Annotated in this window: 19 protein-coding genes and 1 tRNA gene; 17 read left to right on the top strand and 3 right to left on the bottom strand. The window is 59.3% G+C overall.

Going from position 1 to position 15,940, the window contains the following annotated elements; translation table 11 throughout:
• The first annotated feature begins 17 nt into the window (after nucleotides 1–17).
• From BFP96_RS06560 to BFP96_RS06585, 6 genes are read left to right on the top strand one after another with little or no spacing between them, the layout of a single operon-like run.
• Nucleotides 18–1,571 carry a sugar ABC transporter ATP-binding protein gene (locus BFP96_RS06560; RefSeq protein WP_065892481.1) on the top strand — a complete coding sequence of 518 codons (1,554 nt, stop codon included), beginning with the start codon at nucleotides 18–20 and terminating at the stop codon, nucleotides 1,569–1,571.
• Entirely contained in the window at nucleotides 1,568–2,545 is a 978-nt protein-coding gene (locus tag BFP96_RS06565) for an ABC transporter permease (protein ID WP_065935862.1), read from the top strand. Before BFP96_RS06560 ends, BFP96_RS06565 begins: the two co-directional genes overlap by 4 nt.
• A gap of 3 nt (nucleotides 2,546–2,548) precedes the next feature.
• Nucleotides 2,549–3,571, top strand: coding sequence for a LacI family DNA-binding transcriptional regulator (locus BFP96_RS06570; RefSeq protein WP_065892482.1), 1,023 nt, complete (start codon nucleotides 2,549–2,551; stop codon nucleotides 3,569–3,571).
• A 23-nt stretch (nucleotides 3,572–3,594) separates the two neighbouring features.
• On the top strand, nucleotides 3,595–4,512 hold the full coding sequence (gene rbsK / locus BFP96_RS06575) for a ribokinase (protein ID WP_065935863.1): 918 nt from the start codon (nucleotides 3,595–3,597) through the stop codon (nucleotides 4,510–4,512).
• Nucleotides 4,509–4,913 (top strand): D-ribose pyranase, encoded by a 405-nt coding sequence (gene rbsD / locus BFP96_RS06580; RefSeq protein ID WP_065887170.1) that lies wholly within the window; start codon nucleotides 4,509–4,511, stop codon nucleotides 4,911–4,913. The genes rbsK and rbsD overlap by 4 nt, the downstream gene beginning before the upstream one ends.
• 26 nt (nucleotides 4,914–4,939) lie before the next feature.
• On the top strand, nucleotides 4,940–5,968 hold the full coding sequence (locus BFP96_RS06585; protein WP_065887172.1) for a nucleoside hydrolase: 1,029 nt from the start codon (nucleotides 4,940–4,942) through the stop codon (nucleotides 5,966–5,968).
• Nucleotides 5,969–6,001: 33 nt separating this feature from the next.
• On the opposite strand, the gene BFP96_RS06590 is transcribed toward BFP96_RS06585, so the two are convergent.
• Nucleotides 6,002–6,208, bottom strand: coding sequence for a hypothetical protein (locus BFP96_RS06590; RefSeq protein ID WP_065935864.1), 207 nt, complete (start codon nucleotides 6,206–6,208; stop codon nucleotides 6,002–6,004).
• Nucleotides 6,209–6,364: 156 nt separating this feature from the next.
• Here BFP96_RS06590 and BFP96_RS06595 point away from each other — a divergent pair, with 156 nt between their 5' ends.
• Together BFP96_RS06595 and BFP96_RS06600 are read left to right on the top strand one after the other, a co-directional pair.
• Entirely contained in the window at nucleotides 6,365–6,673 is a 309-nt protein-coding gene (locus BFP96_RS06595) for a hypothetical protein (protein ID WP_065892484.1), read from the top strand.
• Nucleotides 6,674–6,818: 145 nt separating this feature from the next.
• Nucleotides 6,819–7,139, top strand: coding sequence for an I78 family peptidase inhibitor (locus tag BFP96_RS06600; RefSeq protein ID WP_065887177.1), 321 nt, complete (start codon nucleotides 6,819–6,821; stop codon nucleotides 7,137–7,139).
• Nucleotides 7,140–7,210: 71 nt separating this feature from the next.
• Here the strand turns inward: BFP96_RS06600 and BFP96_RS06605 are convergent, their stop codons facing one another.
• Both BFP96_RS06605 and BFP96_RS06610 read right to left on the bottom strand, forming a co-directional pair.
• Entirely contained in the window at nucleotides 7,211–7,423 is a 213-nt protein-coding gene (locus BFP96_RS06605) for a cold-shock protein (protein WP_003234260.1), read from the bottom strand.
• A 289-nt stretch (nucleotides 7,424–7,712) separates the two neighbouring features.
• Nucleotides 7,713–8,027, bottom strand: coding sequence for a hypothetical protein (locus tag BFP96_RS06610; RefSeq protein WP_083205615.1), 315 nt, complete (start codon nucleotides 8,025–8,027; stop codon nucleotides 7,713–7,715).
• Between the two features lie 366 nt (nucleotides 8,028–8,393).
• On the opposite strand from BFP96_RS06610, the gene thrS reads away from it, so the two are divergent.
• The 9 genes from thrS to BFP96_RS06655 all read left to right on the top strand — a co-directional run bounded on the left by thrS (nucleotide 8,394) and on the right by BFP96_RS06655 (nucleotide 15,848).
• Nucleotides 8,394–10,316 (top strand): threonine--tRNA ligase, encoded by a 1,923-nt coding sequence (gene thrS, locus BFP96_RS06615; protein ID WP_065887180.1) that lies wholly within the window; start codon nucleotides 8,394–8,396, stop codon nucleotides 10,314–10,316.
• A complete protein-coding gene (infC, locus tag BFP96_RS06620; protein ID WP_170827566.1) occupies nucleotides 10,316–10,867 on the top strand; it encodes a translation initiation factor IF-3 in 552 nt (183 codons plus the stop codon). The genes thrS and infC overlap by 1 nt, the downstream gene beginning before the upstream one ends.
• 59 nt (nucleotides 10,868–10,926) lie before the next feature.
• Nucleotides 10,927–11,121 carry a 50S ribosomal protein L35 gene (gene rpmI / locus BFP96_RS06625; RefSeq protein ID WP_002553160.1) on the top strand — a complete coding sequence of 65 codons (195 nt, stop codon included), beginning with the start codon at nucleotides 10,927–10,929 and terminating at the stop codon, nucleotides 11,119–11,121.
• A gap of 29 nt (nucleotides 11,122–11,150) precedes the next feature.
• Nucleotides 11,151–11,507, top strand: a complete 357-nt coding sequence (gene rplT, locus BFP96_RS06630) for a 50S ribosomal protein L20 (protein ID WP_003192488.1) — start codon at nucleotides 11,151–11,153, stop codon at nucleotides 11,505–11,507.
• A 109-nt stretch (nucleotides 11,508–11,616) separates the two neighbouring features.
• Nucleotides 11,617–12,633, top strand: coding sequence for a phenylalanine--tRNA ligase subunit alpha (pheS, locus tag BFP96_RS06635; protein ID WP_003192486.1), 1,017 nt, complete (start codon nucleotides 11,617–11,619; stop codon nucleotides 12,631–12,633).
• Between the two features lie 26 nt (nucleotides 12,634–12,659).
• Entirely contained in the window at nucleotides 12,660–15,038 is a 2,379-nt protein-coding gene (gene pheT, locus BFP96_RS06640; RefSeq protein ID WP_065935865.1) for a phenylalanine--tRNA ligase subunit beta, read from the top strand.
• A 3-nt stretch (nucleotides 15,039–15,041) separates the two neighbouring features.
• Nucleotides 15,042–15,344 (top strand): integration host factor subunit alpha, encoded by a 303-nt coding sequence (gene ihfA / locus BFP96_RS06645; RefSeq protein ID WP_002553164.1) that lies wholly within the window; start codon nucleotides 15,042–15,044, stop codon nucleotides 15,342–15,344.
• A complete protein-coding gene (locus tag BFP96_RS06650) occupies nucleotides 15,325–15,681 on the top strand; it encodes a MerR family transcriptional regulator (protein ID WP_003174972.1) in 357 nt (118 codons plus the stop codon). Before ihfA ends, BFP96_RS06650 begins: the two co-directional genes overlap by 20 nt.
• A gap of 90 nt (nucleotides 15,682–15,771) precedes the next feature.
• Nucleotides 15,772–15,848 (top strand) — tRNA-Pro (locus BFP96_RS06655).
• Nucleotides 15,849–15,940: the final 92 nt, after the last annotated feature.

The raw sequence follows: 15,940 nt of genomic DNA on the forward strand, positions 1-15,940 counted from the left end.
GCCTGGAGATTTTTCCTATGTCATCTTCCGCCCCGAACGCTGTCCTCTCGGTCAGCGGTATCGGCAAGACCTATGCCCAACCGGTTCTGTCCGACGTCACGCTCACGCTCAATCGTGGTGAAGTGTTGGCGCTGACCGGTGAAAACGGCGCAGGCAAAAGTACCTTGTCGAAGATCATCGGCGGGTTGGTCACGCCGACCACCGGCAACATGCAGTTCAATGGTCAGGATTATCAACCCGCCAGCCGCACCCAGGCCGAAGCGCTGGGTGTGCGCATGGTCATGCAGGAACTCAACCTGCTGCCGACGCTGACGGTGGCTGAAAACCTGTTCCTGCATAACCTGCCCAGCCGTGGTGGCTGGATAAGCCGCAAACAGTTGCGCGCGGCCGCGACCGAAGCCATGGCCCAGGTGGGCCTGGATGCAATCGACCCGGACACCCTGGTAGGCAGCCTGGGCATTGGTCATCAGCAAATGGTCGAGATTGCCCGCAATCTGATTGGTGACTGCCATGTACTGATTCTCGACGAACCGACGGCGATGCTCACGGCCCGTGAAGTCGAGATGCTGTTCGAACAAATCACCCGCCTGCAGGCCCGGGGCGTGGCGATTATCTATATTTCCCATCGGCTTGAAGAGTTGGCCCGTGTGGCCCAGCGCATTGCCGTATTGCGCGACGGCAAGCTGGTCTGTGTCGAGCCGATGGCCAATTACAACAGTGAACAACTGGTGACCCTGATGGTAGGGCGCGAGTTGGGCGAGCACATCGACCTGGGCCCGCGCACTATCGGCGAACCGGCCTTGACGGTCAAAGGCCTGACGCGCGCGGACAAGGTCCGCGACGTGTCCTTCCAGGTGCGCGCCGGTGAAATCTACGGTATTTCCGGCCTGATCGGCGCCGGTCGTACCGAGTTGCTGCGCCTGATTTTTGGTGCCGACCCAGCCGACAGCGGCACGGTGGCGCTGGGGCCGCAGGCCAACGTGGTCAGCATTCGCTCGCCGGTCGACGCGGTCGCCCATGGCATTGCCCTGATCACCGAAGACCGTAAGGGTGAGGGCCTGCTGCTGACCCAGTCCATCAGCGCCAACATCGCCTTGGGCAACATGCCGGAAATCTCGGCGGGCGGGCTGGTCAACAGTCGCGATGAAACCGCCCTGGCCAAGCGTCAGATCGACGCCATGCGCATCCGCAGTTCCAGCCCGGCGCAATTGGTCTCCGAGCTTTCGGGCGGTAACCAGCAGAAGGTAGTGATTGGCCGCTGGCTGGAGCGCGATTGTTCGGTGATGCTCTTCGATGAGCCTACGCGTGGCATCGACGTCGGTGCCAAGTTCGACATTTATGCCTTGCTCGGCGAGTTGACGCGCCAGGGCAAAGCGCTGGTGGTGGTCTCCAGCGATCTGCGCGAGCTGATGCTGATCTGCGACCGCATCGGCGTATTGTCTGCCGGACGCCTGATCGAGACCTTCGAGCGCGACCGCTGGACCCAGGACGAATTGCTCGCCGCCGCCTTTGCCGGCTATCACAAACGTGACGCGCTGCTCAACGATGCAGCGCCTAGGAATACCCCATGAAAACAACCACTTCCCCCGGTAAAGCGAGCGGCAACTTCTACGGCGTGGGCACCTACCTGGGCCTGGCGGGCGCGTTACTGGCGATGATTGCGCTGTTCTCGGTGCTCAGCGATCACTTCCTGTCCTATGACACATTCAGCACCCTGGCCAACCAGATTCCGGACCTGATGGTGTTGGCGGTGGGCATGACCTTCATCCTGATCATCGGTGGTATCGACCTCTCGGTTGGCTCGGTACTGGCGTTGGCGGCGTCGGCGGTCAGCGTGGCGATTCTCAGCTGGGGCTGGAGTGTATTGCCGGCCGCCGTGCTGGGCATGGGCTGCGCCGCATTGGCCGGCACGCTTACCGGTTCCATCACCGTGGCGTGGCGTATTCCGTCCTTTATCGTGTCCCTTGGCGTGCTGGAGATGGCCCGGGGCGTGGCTTACCAGATGACCGGCTCGCGCACCGCTTATATCGGTGACTCGTTTGCCTGGCTGTCCAATCCAATCGCGTTCGGGATTTCGCCGTCGTTCATCATTGCGTTGCTGGTGATCATCGCCGCCCAGCTGGTGCTGACCCGCACTGTGTTCGGTCGTTACCTGATCGGTATCGGTACCAACGAAGAAGCGGTGCGCCTGGCCGGCATCAACCCCAAGCCCTATAAAATCCTGGTGTTCAGCCTGATGGGCCTGCTCGCCGGCGTGGCCGCGTTGTTCCAGATCTCGCGCCTGGAAGCGGCGGACCCGAATGCCGGCTCGGGCCTTGAGTTGCAAGTGATTGCCGCCGTGGTGATCGGCGGTACCAGCCTGATGGGCGGGCGCGGCTCGGTCATCAGCACGTTCTTTGGTGTGCTGATTATTTCGGTACTGGCGGCGGGCCTGGCGCAGATCGGCGCCACAGAACCCACCAAACGCATCATTACCGGTGCCGTGATCGTGATCGCCGTGGTCCTCGATACGTACCGCAGCCAGCGCGCCAGTCGGCGGGGCTGAGCCATGGCAACGATCAAGGATGTGGCGGCGCTCGCGGGCATTTCCTACACCACGGTGTCCCATGTGGTGAACAAGACGCGCCCGGTCAGCGAACCGGTGCGCGTCAAGGTCGAGGCGGCGATCAAGCAGTTGGACTATGTGCCCAGTGCGGTAGCGCGCTCGCTCAAGGCCAAGACCACGGCGACGATCGGGCTGCTGGTGCCCAACAGCCTCAACCCGTACTTCGCGGAGTTGGCCCGGGGCATCGAGGATTACTGCGAGCGCAATGGCTATTGCGTGATCCTCTGCAACTCCGACGACAACGCCGAAAAGCAGCGCAGCTATTTGCGTGTGCTGCTGGAGAAGCGCGTCGACGGCTTGATCGTGACCTCGGTGGGCGGCGATGACAGCGGCCTTGCCGCTGGCTTGAGCGCGGTGCGCACGCCCATGGTGATCGTCGACCGGGCGCTGGACGGTATCGACGTCGACCTGGTGCGCATCGATCATGAAGAGGGTGCCTACCTGGCGACCCGGCACTTGCTTGAATTGGGCCATCGTGACATTGCCTGCATCGCCGGCCCTGCCCATACGCGCGTGGCGCAAATGCGCCTGGCAGGCTATCGCCGTGCGCTGCGCGAGGCGGGCGTTGAAGCAGTCGCCGAGCGCATCCGCGAAAGTGATTTCACCAGCACCGGCGGTTATGCCGCCGCCGTGCAACTGCTTGCGCAGCAACCGCCCAGTGCGATTTTTGCCTGCAACGACATGATCGGTTTTGGCGTGCTTCGCGCCGCGGCAGAGCGCAATATCCGCGTGCCGGGCGAGCTGTCGGTGATAGGTTTCGATGACATTCAAATGGGCCGCTATGTCTATCCTGCGTTGACCACGGTCGGGCAGTCGATCGTACAGCTGGGTGAGACAGCGGCCGAATTATTACTGCGACGTATAGCGACACCCCAACTGCCGGTCGATCAACGCATCGTGACGCCAAGCATTGTCTTGCGTGAATCGACGGCGCCGTTGGCGGGTGTGTTTGCCCAATACCGCTGAACCGAATTGATGAGTACTGATGTATGCCAGCGAACGTAGTGGTAGTAGGCAGCTTGAACATGGATCTGGTCACCCGCGCCAGTCGCTTACCGCGAGCCGGTGAAACGCTGATCGGCCAGACGTTTTCCACCGTCCCCGGTGGCAAGGGCGCCAATCAGGCCGTCGCCCTGGCGCGCCTGGGGGCGGATGTGGCCATGATCGGCTGCGTCGGCAGCGATGCCTATGGCGACCAATTGCGCGATGCGCTGCTGGTCGAAGGTATCGACTGTCAGGCCGTCAGCACCGTGGACGGCTCCAGTGGGGTTGCGCTGATCGTGGTGGATGACAGCAGCCAGAACGCGATTGTGATTGTGGCGGGCAGTAACGGTCAGTTGACGCCCCAGTCGTTGACGGCCTGCGATGCGGTGTTGCAGGCTGCCGACGTGATCATTTGCCAGCTTGAAGTGCCGATGGACACCGTCGAGCATGCGCTCAAGCGCGGCCGCGAGCTCGGCAAGACGGTGATCCTCAACCCGGCGCCGGCCAGTGGGCCCTTGCCGGCCGAGTGGTATGCCTCGATCGACTACCTGATTCCCAACGAAAGTGAAGCCAGCGCCTTGAGCGGTGTTGCGGTCGATTCGCTCGACAGCGCCAAGCTCGCCGCGACAGCGTTGATCAAGGCGGGCGCCGGTAAAGTCATCATCACCCTCGGTGCTCAGGGCGCACTGTTTACTGATGGCAACAGCTTCGAGCACTTGGTCGCGCCCAAGGTCCGGGCGGTGGACACCACGGCTGCCGGCGATACCTTCGTGGGTGGCTTTGCCGCGGCGCTGGCTGCGGGCAAGAGCGAAGCCGAGGCCATCCGTTTTGGCCAGGTCGCGGCCGCGTTGTCGGTGACCCGTGCCGGCGCCCAGCCTTCCATTCCTACGCTGCACGACGTACAAGGTTTTGTGCCCTCATGAAAAAGACACCTCTGCTCAATATCGCCCTGTCCCGCGTAATCGCATCATTGGGGCACGGCGACATCCTGGTCATCGGGGATGCCGGCCTGCCGGTGCCGCCCGGCGTCGAATTGATCGACCTGGCGCTGACCCAGGGCATTCCGGATTTCATCAGCACCCTGCGCGTGGTGCTCAGCGAAATGCAGGTGGAAAGCCACGTGCTGGCTGAAGAAATCCTGCTCAAGCAGCCTGCGGCGCTGGTCGAGCTCAATGCGCTGGCCGATCAGGCTGCGCTGGGCGAGCGACGCCTGCTCAGTCATGAAGCGTTCAAGCAATTGAGTGGCAGTGCGCGCGCGGTCGTGCGCACCGGCGAATGTCAGCCTTACTGCAATATCGCGCTGGTATCCGGCGTAACCTTCTAGAGTCCCCCTACGACAAGGAGTGTTTTATGCAACGTGGTCTTCCCTCCCTGAAAAACCTGTTCCGGAGTGTTTTGCTTTTGTCCGCACTCACAGCTGCAAGCGCCCAGGCGGCGGAAAAAATCGACCTGATCATCGATACCGACCCCGGTGCCGACGATGTGGTTGCCTTGCTGTTCGCGATGGCTTCTCCGGAGGAACTGAACATTCGCGCACTGACGACAGTGGCCGGCAACGTGCGCCTGGACAAAACCTCCCGCAACGCCCGCCTGGCGCGCGAGTGGGCAGCACGCGAAGACATCCCGGTCTACGCGGGTGCTCCAGCGCCGCTGCTGCGCAAGCCGATCTATGCCGAGAATATCCATGGCAAGGAAGGTATCTCCGGTGTCACCGTGCATGAGCCGAAACAAGGCCTGGCTGATGGCAACGCGGTGGATTACCTGATCAAGACCCTGACCACCGCCAAACCCCACAGCATCACCATCGCCATGCTCGGTCCGCAGACCAACCTGGCCCTGGCATTGACCCAGGCGCCGGAAATCACCCAGGGCATCAAGGAAGTGGTGGTAATGGGTGGCGCGCACTTCAATGGCGGCAACATTACGCCGGTGGCCGAGTTCAACCTTTTCGCCGACCCGGTGGCCGCCGAAATTGTGCTTAAAAGTGGCGTGAAGTTGACCTACCTGCCGTTGGACGTCACCCATAAAGTGCTGACCAGCGAAGCGCGCCTGAAGAAGATCGCAGACCTGAACAACAACGCGAGCAAGGTCGTCAGCAATATCCTTAACGAGTACGTCAAGGGTGACATGGAGCACTACGGCATTCCAGGCGGCCCGGTGCATGACGCCACAGTGGTCGCCTACCTGCTCAAGCCATCGCTGTTCACTGGTCGTCAGGTCAACGTGGTCGTCGACAGCCGGGAAGGCCCGACCTTCGGCCAGACCATCGTTGATTGGTACGACGGCTTGAAGCAGGAGAAGAATGCGTTTTGGGTCGAGAACGGCGATGCCCAGGGCTTTTTCGATCTGCTGACCGAGCGCCTGGCACGTTTGAAGTAAACCGCTTGCCGGTCGGCGTTCGCCGGCCGGTTCCTACTCGCGCGCCTGTGCACCGTCGTAATCGGTCGGGTATTTCTCGAATACCTGGCCGATGAAGGCGTGTGCGCCCTGGGTGCCGAGCTCCTTGACCAGCAGGTCGATCCCAATGATCGCCAATTCCTCCGCACTGCCGGGACTGTAGGAGCTTTGCCCCTGGGGCCATTTGGCTTTGATATCGGCTTGGAGCGTTACGGTGGTCATGGGAAATCTCGCGGGCTTTAGGTACTGGGCGATGCGCTGGCGTGCGGCTTGAGCGGGCGCAGTTAACCATTTTACGCGGGGTTTGGCACTGCTACTTAGGCATGAGGGGAGGGGTGTGCGACACTGTCGGCCTGTTTATTGGCCGGGAAACACCGCGTGCAGATCGATTTGAATAAGCCTGAGAGTCTTACGCTGGCAGCTGTGCGCCAACTGATTGCCAGTGCCAGTGACGATGAACATGCCCAGCTTCGGGTCACCAGGGCCGGTATTGCCTACATCTCTTCAGGAAAGGTTGTAGGCGGCGTAGATATCGACGGGCTGCTGTTTCGCTTGGAGACCTGGGCGAAGGGGTCGGGGTATGTAGGCAATGTGGCTGCCAGTGACGAGGTCTGGGTGACGCAGATTTTCAACGCGCTGAAGCAGAACTGGCCAGCGCCGTCGTCCGACTACATCGATATCTACTGAGCATGTTCATATCTGGTCACGATTGACTGGACGCTTGCCTGGCATGACTCAGGCAGACTTGCGGGTGAGGCGTTAACGTCTTGAAACCAATCGGTTGCATCGCTGTCGCACGATCTCTGTTCACTTTTTTATCATAGGAGGCTTCATGCCTTGGAAGCTCGCATCATTCGGTACTTTGTTGGCGGCGCTCGCGTTGGCGGGTTGCAGCACCCCGGGTGCCTCTGAGCCAGGCAAGGATGCCGGCGTGACCGACGCCGGTCATAGCCGCTGTGAGTCGAAGGCCGCCGAGTACACGATCGGCCAGAAAGCCTCGCCTCAACTGTTGGAGCAGGCGCGTACCCGTGCCGGTGCCCAGAATGCACGCATCCTCAAGCCCAACGACATGATCACGTTGGAATACCGCTCCGACCGCTTGAACCTGAACACCGACGATAATCTGGTGATCACGCGGGTCAATTGCGGCTGATAGCCTGCGGCTTTTGCAGCGCCCATAAAAAACCCCGTCACATGGACGGGGTTTTTTTAGCTCAGCGGAGATTACTCGCCGCGAACCTGTGCAGCTTGCATACCCTTTTGGCCTTTCTCAGCCACGAAGGAAACGGTTTGGCCTTCTTTCAGGCTTTTGAAACCGTCGCTTTCGATAGCTTTGAAGTGTACGAACAGGTCGTCACCGCCACCTTGAGGAGTGATGAAGCCGAAGCCTTTTTCATCGTTGAACCATTTAACGGTGCCGGTTTGGCGATTAGACATGGTGTATCTCCAAGAAACATATATTTTCAGTAGTGCTGTGCTGCTCAGGCCAACTGGGCACACAGGGCTATCATAGTCGAAATGTTCGGCTTGGGAGCCCCCCCAAGGCATTGTTTGCTAATCAATCGCGTTGCGTTTAGTCGAGTATCCGGCGCAAAGCCCCGTTCTACGGGGCTTTGCGGCGAAATATCAGCTGTTAAAAAAAGCCGTAAAAGCTACGTAATTTGTGAGAAATAGCAGTTTTCAGGCTGTTTTTTTGGCAAAACGGACGTCTGATCAGCAGACGTTCTTACTTTTTCTTGACGACTTTGCAGGACGAAATAGCCGCGACTGCCTTGTTCTTCAGCTCCGGGCTGGCGTTCTGGTTGGTCATCAATTCCTTGATTTCCGCGGTGCTCAATTCGGCGTTGATCTTGTTGGCGCCACATTCGCAATGATCTTTGGCGGTTTTGGCGTCCACGTTCTGGCTGGCCGCAGCGCTGCAGTCTTTGACGAACGCGTCACGGGCGCCGTCTGGCCAGTTCGATGGCGCCGCGGCTTGCGCGCCGAGCGAAATGAATGCCAGGGAAGCGGCGAGGGCGAGGGTCGAGGTAAAACGCATCATGGGATGCTCCTTTGGGTCGAGGACGAACGGCGATTCTCGGGGTGTTTGAGGCGCGACGTACAGCTCAAGTTCACTTTTGCGGCCCTAAAGCATGGAATTTGCCTTTACCCCGGTCGTGGCGGCGCGATGACCGTTCATCTGTGCTAGCATCGTGGGCTTGGCTTTTTCCAGGCGTGCCATTTGCCGCCTTGCCAGGGCTCTTTTTTGTTCACTCCAGTCACTCTGGTTCGATTATCGGTTGGCCGAAAGGCTCCTGCCGCTGTAAGGCAGGCGTTCAGCATTGAACGGCCTGGTGTTGGATCTTGTACTGGCTCATCCCAACCCACGTGACCTTTGGTAGGGGTCACCACTAGGAGAGGAGGCGCCATGCCAACTATTACTCTACCCGACGGCAGTCAACGTTCATTCGATCATCCGGTTTCCGTAGCCGAGGTCGCCGCATCCATTGGTGCCGGCCTTGCCAAGGCCACCGTGGCCGGCAAGGTCGACGGCAAGCTGGTCGATGCCAGTGACCTGATCACCTCCGACGCCAGCCTGCAGATCATCACGCCCAAGGATCAAGAGGGGCTCGAGATTATTCGCCACTCTTGCGCGCACCTGATCGGCCATGCGGTCAAGCAGCTGTACCCAACCGCCAGGATGGTGATCGGTCCGGTAATCGAAGAAGGCTTCTATTACGACATCGCCTATGAGCGTCCTTTCACTCCGGACGACCTGGCCGCCATCGAGCAGCGCATGCACGCGCTGATCGAAAAAGATTACGACGTGATCAAAAAGGTCACCCCGCGCGCCGAAGTGATCGACGTGTTTACCGCCCGTGGCGAAGACTACAAGCTGCGCCTGGTGGAAGACATGCCGGACGAGCAGGCCATGGGTCTGTACTACCACGAAGAATACGTGGACATGTGCCGTGGCCCGCACGTGCCGAACACGCGCTTTCTCAAGTCGTTCAAGCTGACCAAGTTGTCCGGCGCGTACTGGCGCGGCGACGCGAAGAACGAGCAACTGCAACGTATCTACGGCACCGCCTGGGCCGACAAGAAGCAGCTGGCCGCCTATATCCAGCGCATCGAAGAAGCCGAGAAACGCGACCACCGCAAGATCGGCAAGCGCCTGAACCTGTTCCATCTCCAGGAAGAAGCGCCGGGCATGGTGTTCTGGCATCCGAACGGTTGGACCCTGTACCAAGTGCTCGAGCAGTATATGCGCAAGGTTCAGCGCGAAAATGGCTACCTCGAGATCAAGACCCCGCAGGTCGTTGATCGCAGCCTGTGGGAGAAATCCGGGCACTGGGCCAACTACGCCGACAACATGTTCACCACCCAGTCGGAAAACCGCGACTACGCCATCAAGCCGATGAACTGCCCTTGCCACGTGCAGGTGTTCAATCAAGGCCTGAAGAGCTACCGCGAGTTGCCGATGCGCCTGGCCGAGTTCGGTGCCTGCCACCGCAACGAGCCATCGGGTGCGCTGCACGGCATCATGCGTGTGCGCGGCTTTACCCAGGACGACGCCCATATCTTCTGCACCGAAGAGCAGATGCAGGCTGAATCGGCCGCGTTCATCAAGCTGACCATGGACGTTTACCGCGATTTCGGCTTTACCGAAGTCGAGATGAAGCTGTCCACTCGTCCGGAAAAACGCGTCGGCTCCGACGAACTCTGGGATCGCGCCGAAGCTGCACTGGCCGCAGCACTCGACAGCGCGGGCCTTGCGTACGACCTGCAGCCGGGCGAGGGCGCGTTCTACGGTCCCAAGATCGAGTTCTCGCTGAAAGATTGCCTTGGCCGTGTCTGGCAGTGTGGTACCCTGCAGCTCGATTTTAACCTGCCGATCCGTCTGGGAGCCGAATACGTCTCCGAAGACAACAGCCGTAAACACCCGGTTATGCTGCACCGGGCGATCCTTGGCTCGTTCGAACGGTTCGTCGGCATCCTGATCGAGCACTACGAGGGCGCGTTCCCGGCGTGGCTGGCTCCGACCCAGGCAGTGATCATGAATATCACTGATAAACAGGCAGATTTTGCCGCTGAAGTTGAAAAAACACTCAACGAAAGCGGATTTCGTGCCAAGTCCGACTTGAGAAATGAAAAGATCGGCTTTAAAATCCGTGAGCATACTTTGCTCAAGGTTCCCTATCTTTTGGTTATCGGAGATCGGGAAGTCGAGATGCAGACTGTCGCTGTGCGTACTCGTGAAGGTGCTGACCTGGGCTCGATGCCCGTCGCCCAGTTCGCTGAGTTCCTCGCGCAAGCGGTTTCCCGGCGTGGTCGCCCAGATTCGGAGTAATTACTATTAAGCGTGAAATGAGACAAGATAAACGAGCTGCACCGAAAGCCCCGATCAACGAGAATATCTCGGCACGCGAGGTTCGGTTAATTGGGGCTGAAGGTGAGCAGCTTGGGATTGTGTCAATTGAAGACGCGCTTCTTAAGGCTGAAGAAGCCAAGCTCGATTTGGTGGAAATTTCCGCCGATGCTGTACCACCTGTCTGCAAGCTGATGGACTACGGCAAATCGATCTTCGAGAAGAAGAAGCAGGTTGCCGCAGCCAAGAAAAACCAGAAGCAGATCCAGGTTAAAGAAATCAAGTTTCGTCCAGGGACGGAGGAAGGGGATTACCAGGTAAAACTGCGCAACCTGGTACGTTTCCTGAGTGATGGGGACAGGGCCAAGGTATCCTTGCGATTCCGCGGCCGTGAGATGGCCCACCAGGAGCTGGGGATGGAACTCCTCAAGCGGGTTGAAGCTGACCTGCTCGAGTACGGTTCGGTCGAACAGCATCCTAAGATGGAAGGACGCCAGCTGATCATGGTCATCGCCCCGAAAAAGAAGAAGTAATCAACAGGGCACGGCAGGCCTTCTGATTATGTTTATCAACTGAATGCGGAGTACCGAACATGCCAAAGATGAAAACTAAAAGTGGTGCTGCTAAGCGGTTTCTGAAAACTGCTAACGGCATCAAGCACAAGCACGCTTTCAAGAGCCACATCCTGACCAAAATGTCGACCAAGCGTAAGCGTCAACTGCGCGGTAGCAGCTTGCTGCATCCGTCTGACGTGGCAAAAGTCGAGCGCATGCTGCGCCTTCGTTAATTTTGGTTCAAGAATAGAGGAAGTAACTCATGGCTCGTGTTAAGCGTGGCGTCATGGCCCGTAAGCGTCACAAAAAAATTCTGAAACTTGCTAAAGGCTACTACGGCGCGCGTTCACGCGTATTCCGTGTTGCCAAGCAAGCGGTAATCAAGGCAGGCCAATACGCCTACCGTGACCGTCGTCAGAAAAAACGTCAGTTCCGCGCTCTGTGGATCGCTCGTATCAACGCTGGTGCACGTGTTAACGGTCTGTCCTACAGCCGTTTCATCGCTGGCCTGAAGAAAGCGTCCATCGAAATCGACCGTAAGGTTCTGGCTGAACTGGCCGTGAACGAAAAAGCGGTGTTTGCTGCGATTGTCGAGAAAGCTAAAGCCTCCTTGGCTTAAGTACCCCCGACAGTCACCTTGGGTTACTCCTGTAGCCCAGGGTGGTAAACGTCATAAATAGGGGAAGAGCCTTCAAGCTCTTCCCCTATTTTGTATCTGGAGTCTGTACATGGAAAACCTGGACGCGCTCGTGGCTCAAGCCCTTGAGGCTGTGCAAAGCGCTGAAGATGTAAATGCCCTGGAGCAAATCCGGGTTCACTACCTTGGTAAAAAGGGTGAATTGACTCAGGTGATGAAGACCCTGGGGAATTTGCCAGCTGAGGAGCGTCCGCAGGTCGGTGCGCTGATCAACGTTGCCAAGGAGCGCGTCACCGAGGTTCTCAATGCGCGCAAGGCGTCGCTCGAGGAGGCCGATCTTGCGGCCAAGCTCGCCGCCGAGTCCATTGACGTGACCTTGCCCGGCCGTGGCCAGGCCTCGGGCGGTCTGCATCCGATCACCCGGACTCTGGAACGTATCGAGCAGTTCTTTACCCATATCGGCTACGGCATTGCCGAAGGCCCCGAGGTTGAAGACGACTACCACAACTTCGAGGCGCTCAACATCCCAGGCCATCACCCGGCCCGGTCGATGCACGACACCTTCTATTTCAACGCGAACATGCTGTTGCGCACCCATACCTCGCCGGTACAGGTCCGCACCATGGAAGCGAACAAGCCGCCGATCCGCATCGTCTGCCCGGGCCGTGTGTACCGTAGCGACTCCGATATCACCCATTCGCCGATGTTCCACCAGGTCGAAGGCCTGCTGGTCGATCGCGATATCAATTTCGCCGACCTCAAAGGCACCATCGAAGAATTCCTGCGGGTGTTCTTCGAGAAAGAGCTGGCGGTGCGTTTCCGTCCATCCTTCTTCCCGTTCACCGAGCCATCGGCTGAAGTCGATATGGAATGCGTGATGTGCAGCGGTAAAGGCTGCCGCGTCTGCAAGCAGACCGGCTGGCTGGAAGTGATGGGTTGCGGCATGGTCCACCCTAACGTGCTGCGCATGTCCGGGATCGACCCGGAAGAGTTTTCGGGCTTTGCCTTCGGCATGGGCGTTGAGCGTCTGGCCATGCTGCGTTACGGCGTGAACGACTTGCGTCTGTTCTTCGACAACGACTTGCGGTTCCTCGCGCAATTTCGCTAGTCGTAACGAATCTTTAGGAGAGCAGGATGAAATTCAGTGAACAATGGCTGCGCGGCTGGGTAAGCCCGCAGGTGGATCGCGACGCGCTGGTTGCGCGTCTGTCGATGGCCGGTCTTGAGGTCGATAGCGTCACCCCGGCCGCCGGTGTATTCAGTGGCGTGGTGGTGGGCGAGGTGCTGAGCACCGAGCAGCACCCGGATGCCGACAAATTGCGTGTGTGCCAGGTCAGTAACGGCGCAGAGACCTTCCAGGTCGTGTGCGGAGCGCCCAATGTGCGCCCGGGCCTGAAGATCCCGTTCGCCATGATCGGTGCCGAACTGCCGGGCGACTTCAAGATCAAGAAGGCCAAGCTGCGCGGCGTCGAGTCCAACGGCATGCTGTGTTCCCAGGCTGAGCTGCAGGTGGGCGAGGGCAACGACGGCTTGATGGAACTGCCGGCCGATGCGCCGGTGGGCCAGGACATTCGTGTTTACCTGGAATTGGAAGACGCCAGCATCGAGGTCGACCTGACCCCGAACCGTGGCGACTGCCTGTCCCTGGCCGGCCTGGCCCGTGAAGTGGGTGCGCTGTACAACGTGCCCGTCACTCGTCCAGTGGTTGCCAGCGTGCCCGCCGTGCACGACGAAGTGCGCTCGATTGAAGTGTCGGCGCCAAACGCCTGCCCACGTTACCTGGGTCGCGTGATCCGTAATGTCGACCTGTCCAGGCCAACCCCGCTGTGGATGGTTGAACGCCTGCGCCGCGCTGATGTGCGCAGCATCGATGCGGCCGTCGACATCACCAACTATGTGATGTTGGAGCTGGGCCAGCCGCTGCACGCGTTTGACCTTGCCGAAATCCAAGGCGGCATCCGCGTGCGTATGGCAGAGGAAGGCGAGAAGCTGGTACTGCTCGACGGCCAGGAAGTCAGCCTGCGCGCCGACACCCTGGTCATTGCCGACCACTCCCGCGCCTTGGCGATTGCTGGCGTGATGGGTGGCGAGCACAGCGGCGTCTCCGCGACCACGCGTGACGTATTCCTTGAAAGCGCGTTCTTCGACCAGATCGCCATCGCCGGCAAGGCCCGTTCCTACGGCCTGCACACCGATGCGTCGCACCGCTATGAGCGTGGCGTGGACTGGAAGCTGGCCCGTGAAGCCATGGAGCGCGCCACTGGCCTGCTGCTGGACATCACCGGTGGCGAAGCCGGTCCGATCACCGAGACCGTCAACCAACAGTACCTGCCGTCCATTGCGCCCATCACCCTGCGTGCCAAAAGCGTCGAGCAAATGCTCGGCCTGGTGATTGAGCCTGCCGAGATCGAGCAACTGCTGTCGGCCCTCGGCCTCGCCATCTCTGCGGGTGGGGAAGGGCAGTGGCACGTTGAAGTGCCAAGCCATCGCTTCGATATCAGTCTGGAAGTCGACCTGATCGAAGAACTGGCCCGCCTGTACGGCTACAACCGTCTGCCGGTGCGCTACCCGCAAGCGCGCCTTGCGCCACAACCGAAGGCCGAGGCGCGTGCGCATCTGCCTGAGTTGCGTCGCCTGCTGGTGGCTCGTGGTTATCAGGAAGCGGTGACCTACAGCTTCATCGATCCAAAGCAATTCGAGCTGTTCAACCCGGGCGTCGAGCCGCTGTTGCTGGCCAATCCGATTTCCAATGACATGGCGGCCATGCGTTCGTCACTGTGGCCAGGCCTGGTCAAGGCGCTGTCTCACAACCTGAACCGTCAGCAGGATCGCGTGCGCATGTTCGAAAGCGGCCTGCGTTTCGTCGGTCAACTCGATGGCTTGAAGCAAGAGCCGATGCTGGCCGGTGTGGTCTGCGGCAGCCGCCTGCCGGAAGGCTGGGCACAGGGCCGCGACGCCGTGGACTTCTTCGACGTCAAGGCCGACGTGGAAGCGGTGCTGGGCTTTGCCGGTGCGCTGGATGCGTTCACGTTCCTGCCAGGCAAACACCCGGCGCTGCACCCAGGCCAGACCGCGCGCATCGAGCGCGAGGGTCGCTTGGTCGGCTTTGTCGGCGCCATTCACCCGGAACTGTCGAAAACCCTGGGTCTGGACCGTCCAGTCTTCGTTTTTGAACTGGTCCTGGCTGAAGTTGCGTCGGGCAAGATGCCGAAATTCAGCGAGTTGTCGCGCTTCCCTGAAGTGCGTCGTGACCTGGCCCTGATCGCCGATCGTGAAGTCGCCGCCACTGCCGTTCTGGAAGTAATTCGAGAAAATGCAGGGGAATGGCTGACGGACCTCAGGCTATTTGACGTCTATCAGGGTAAAGGCATTGATCCGCATAGAAAAAGCCTTGCAGTTGGCTTGACCTGGCAGCATCCATCGCGCACTCTTAATGACGATGAGGTGAATACCACGACACAAAATATCCTCACCTCGCTCGAACAAAGGTTGAACGCCACGTTAAGGAAGTGACGTATGGGGGCTTTGACGAAAGCTGAGATGGCGGAACGTCTGTACGAAGAGTTGGGTCTGAACAAGCGCGAGGCCAAGGAATTGGTCGAGCTGTTTTTTGAAGAGATCAGGCACGCTCTGGAAGACAACGAGCAGGTCAAATTGTCCGGTTTCGGCAATTTCGACCTGCGGGACAAACGCCAGCGGCCTGGCCGCAATCCAAAAACGGGAGAAGAAATCCCGATCACGGCTCGCCGTGTGGTCACCTTTCGTCCAGGGCAGAAGTTGAAGGCCCGAGTTGAGGCTTATGCTGGAACCAAGTCATAACGACGAACTACCCGTCATCCCAGGCAAACGCTACTTCACCATCGGTGAAGTCAGCGAGCTGTGTGCGGTAAAACCGCACGTGCTGCGCTATTGGGAGCAGGAGTTTCCTCAACTCAACCCCGTCAAACGCACCGGGAACCGTCGGTATTATCAGCGCCAGGACGTGCTGATGATCCGACAGATCCGCGCGTTGCTGTACGACCAGGGGTTCACCATCAGCGGCGCGCGCCAGCGCATGTCCGGTGATGAGGCCAAAGACGACACCACCCAATACAAGCAACTGATCCGCCAGATGATCTCCGAACTCGAAGATGTGCTGGTGGTGTTGAAAAAGTGATTCAGGCTTTTAAAATACTTCCACATTTCAAAAGCTTGCGGTATATTCCGATTCGCTTCGTTAAGAAGCAAACCCAGTAACACGCCTAGTCGGGGCGTAGCGCAGTCCGGTAGCGCACTAGCATGGGGTGCTAGGGGTCGAGTGTTCGAATCACTCCGTCCCGACCATACAATTCAAGGGGTTGCGAGATTTTATCTCGCAACCCCTTTTTGTTTTTAAGTGTTTTTACCCCACAGAACACCCGGCTCTTGATGGATTT

The sequence above is a fragment of the Pseudomonas sp. 34 E 7 genome (genome assembly GCF_900005715.1).
Lineage (GTDB): Bacteria > Pseudomonadota > Gammaproteobacteria > Pseudomonadales > Pseudomonadaceae > Aquipseudomonas > Aquipseudomonas orientalis_A.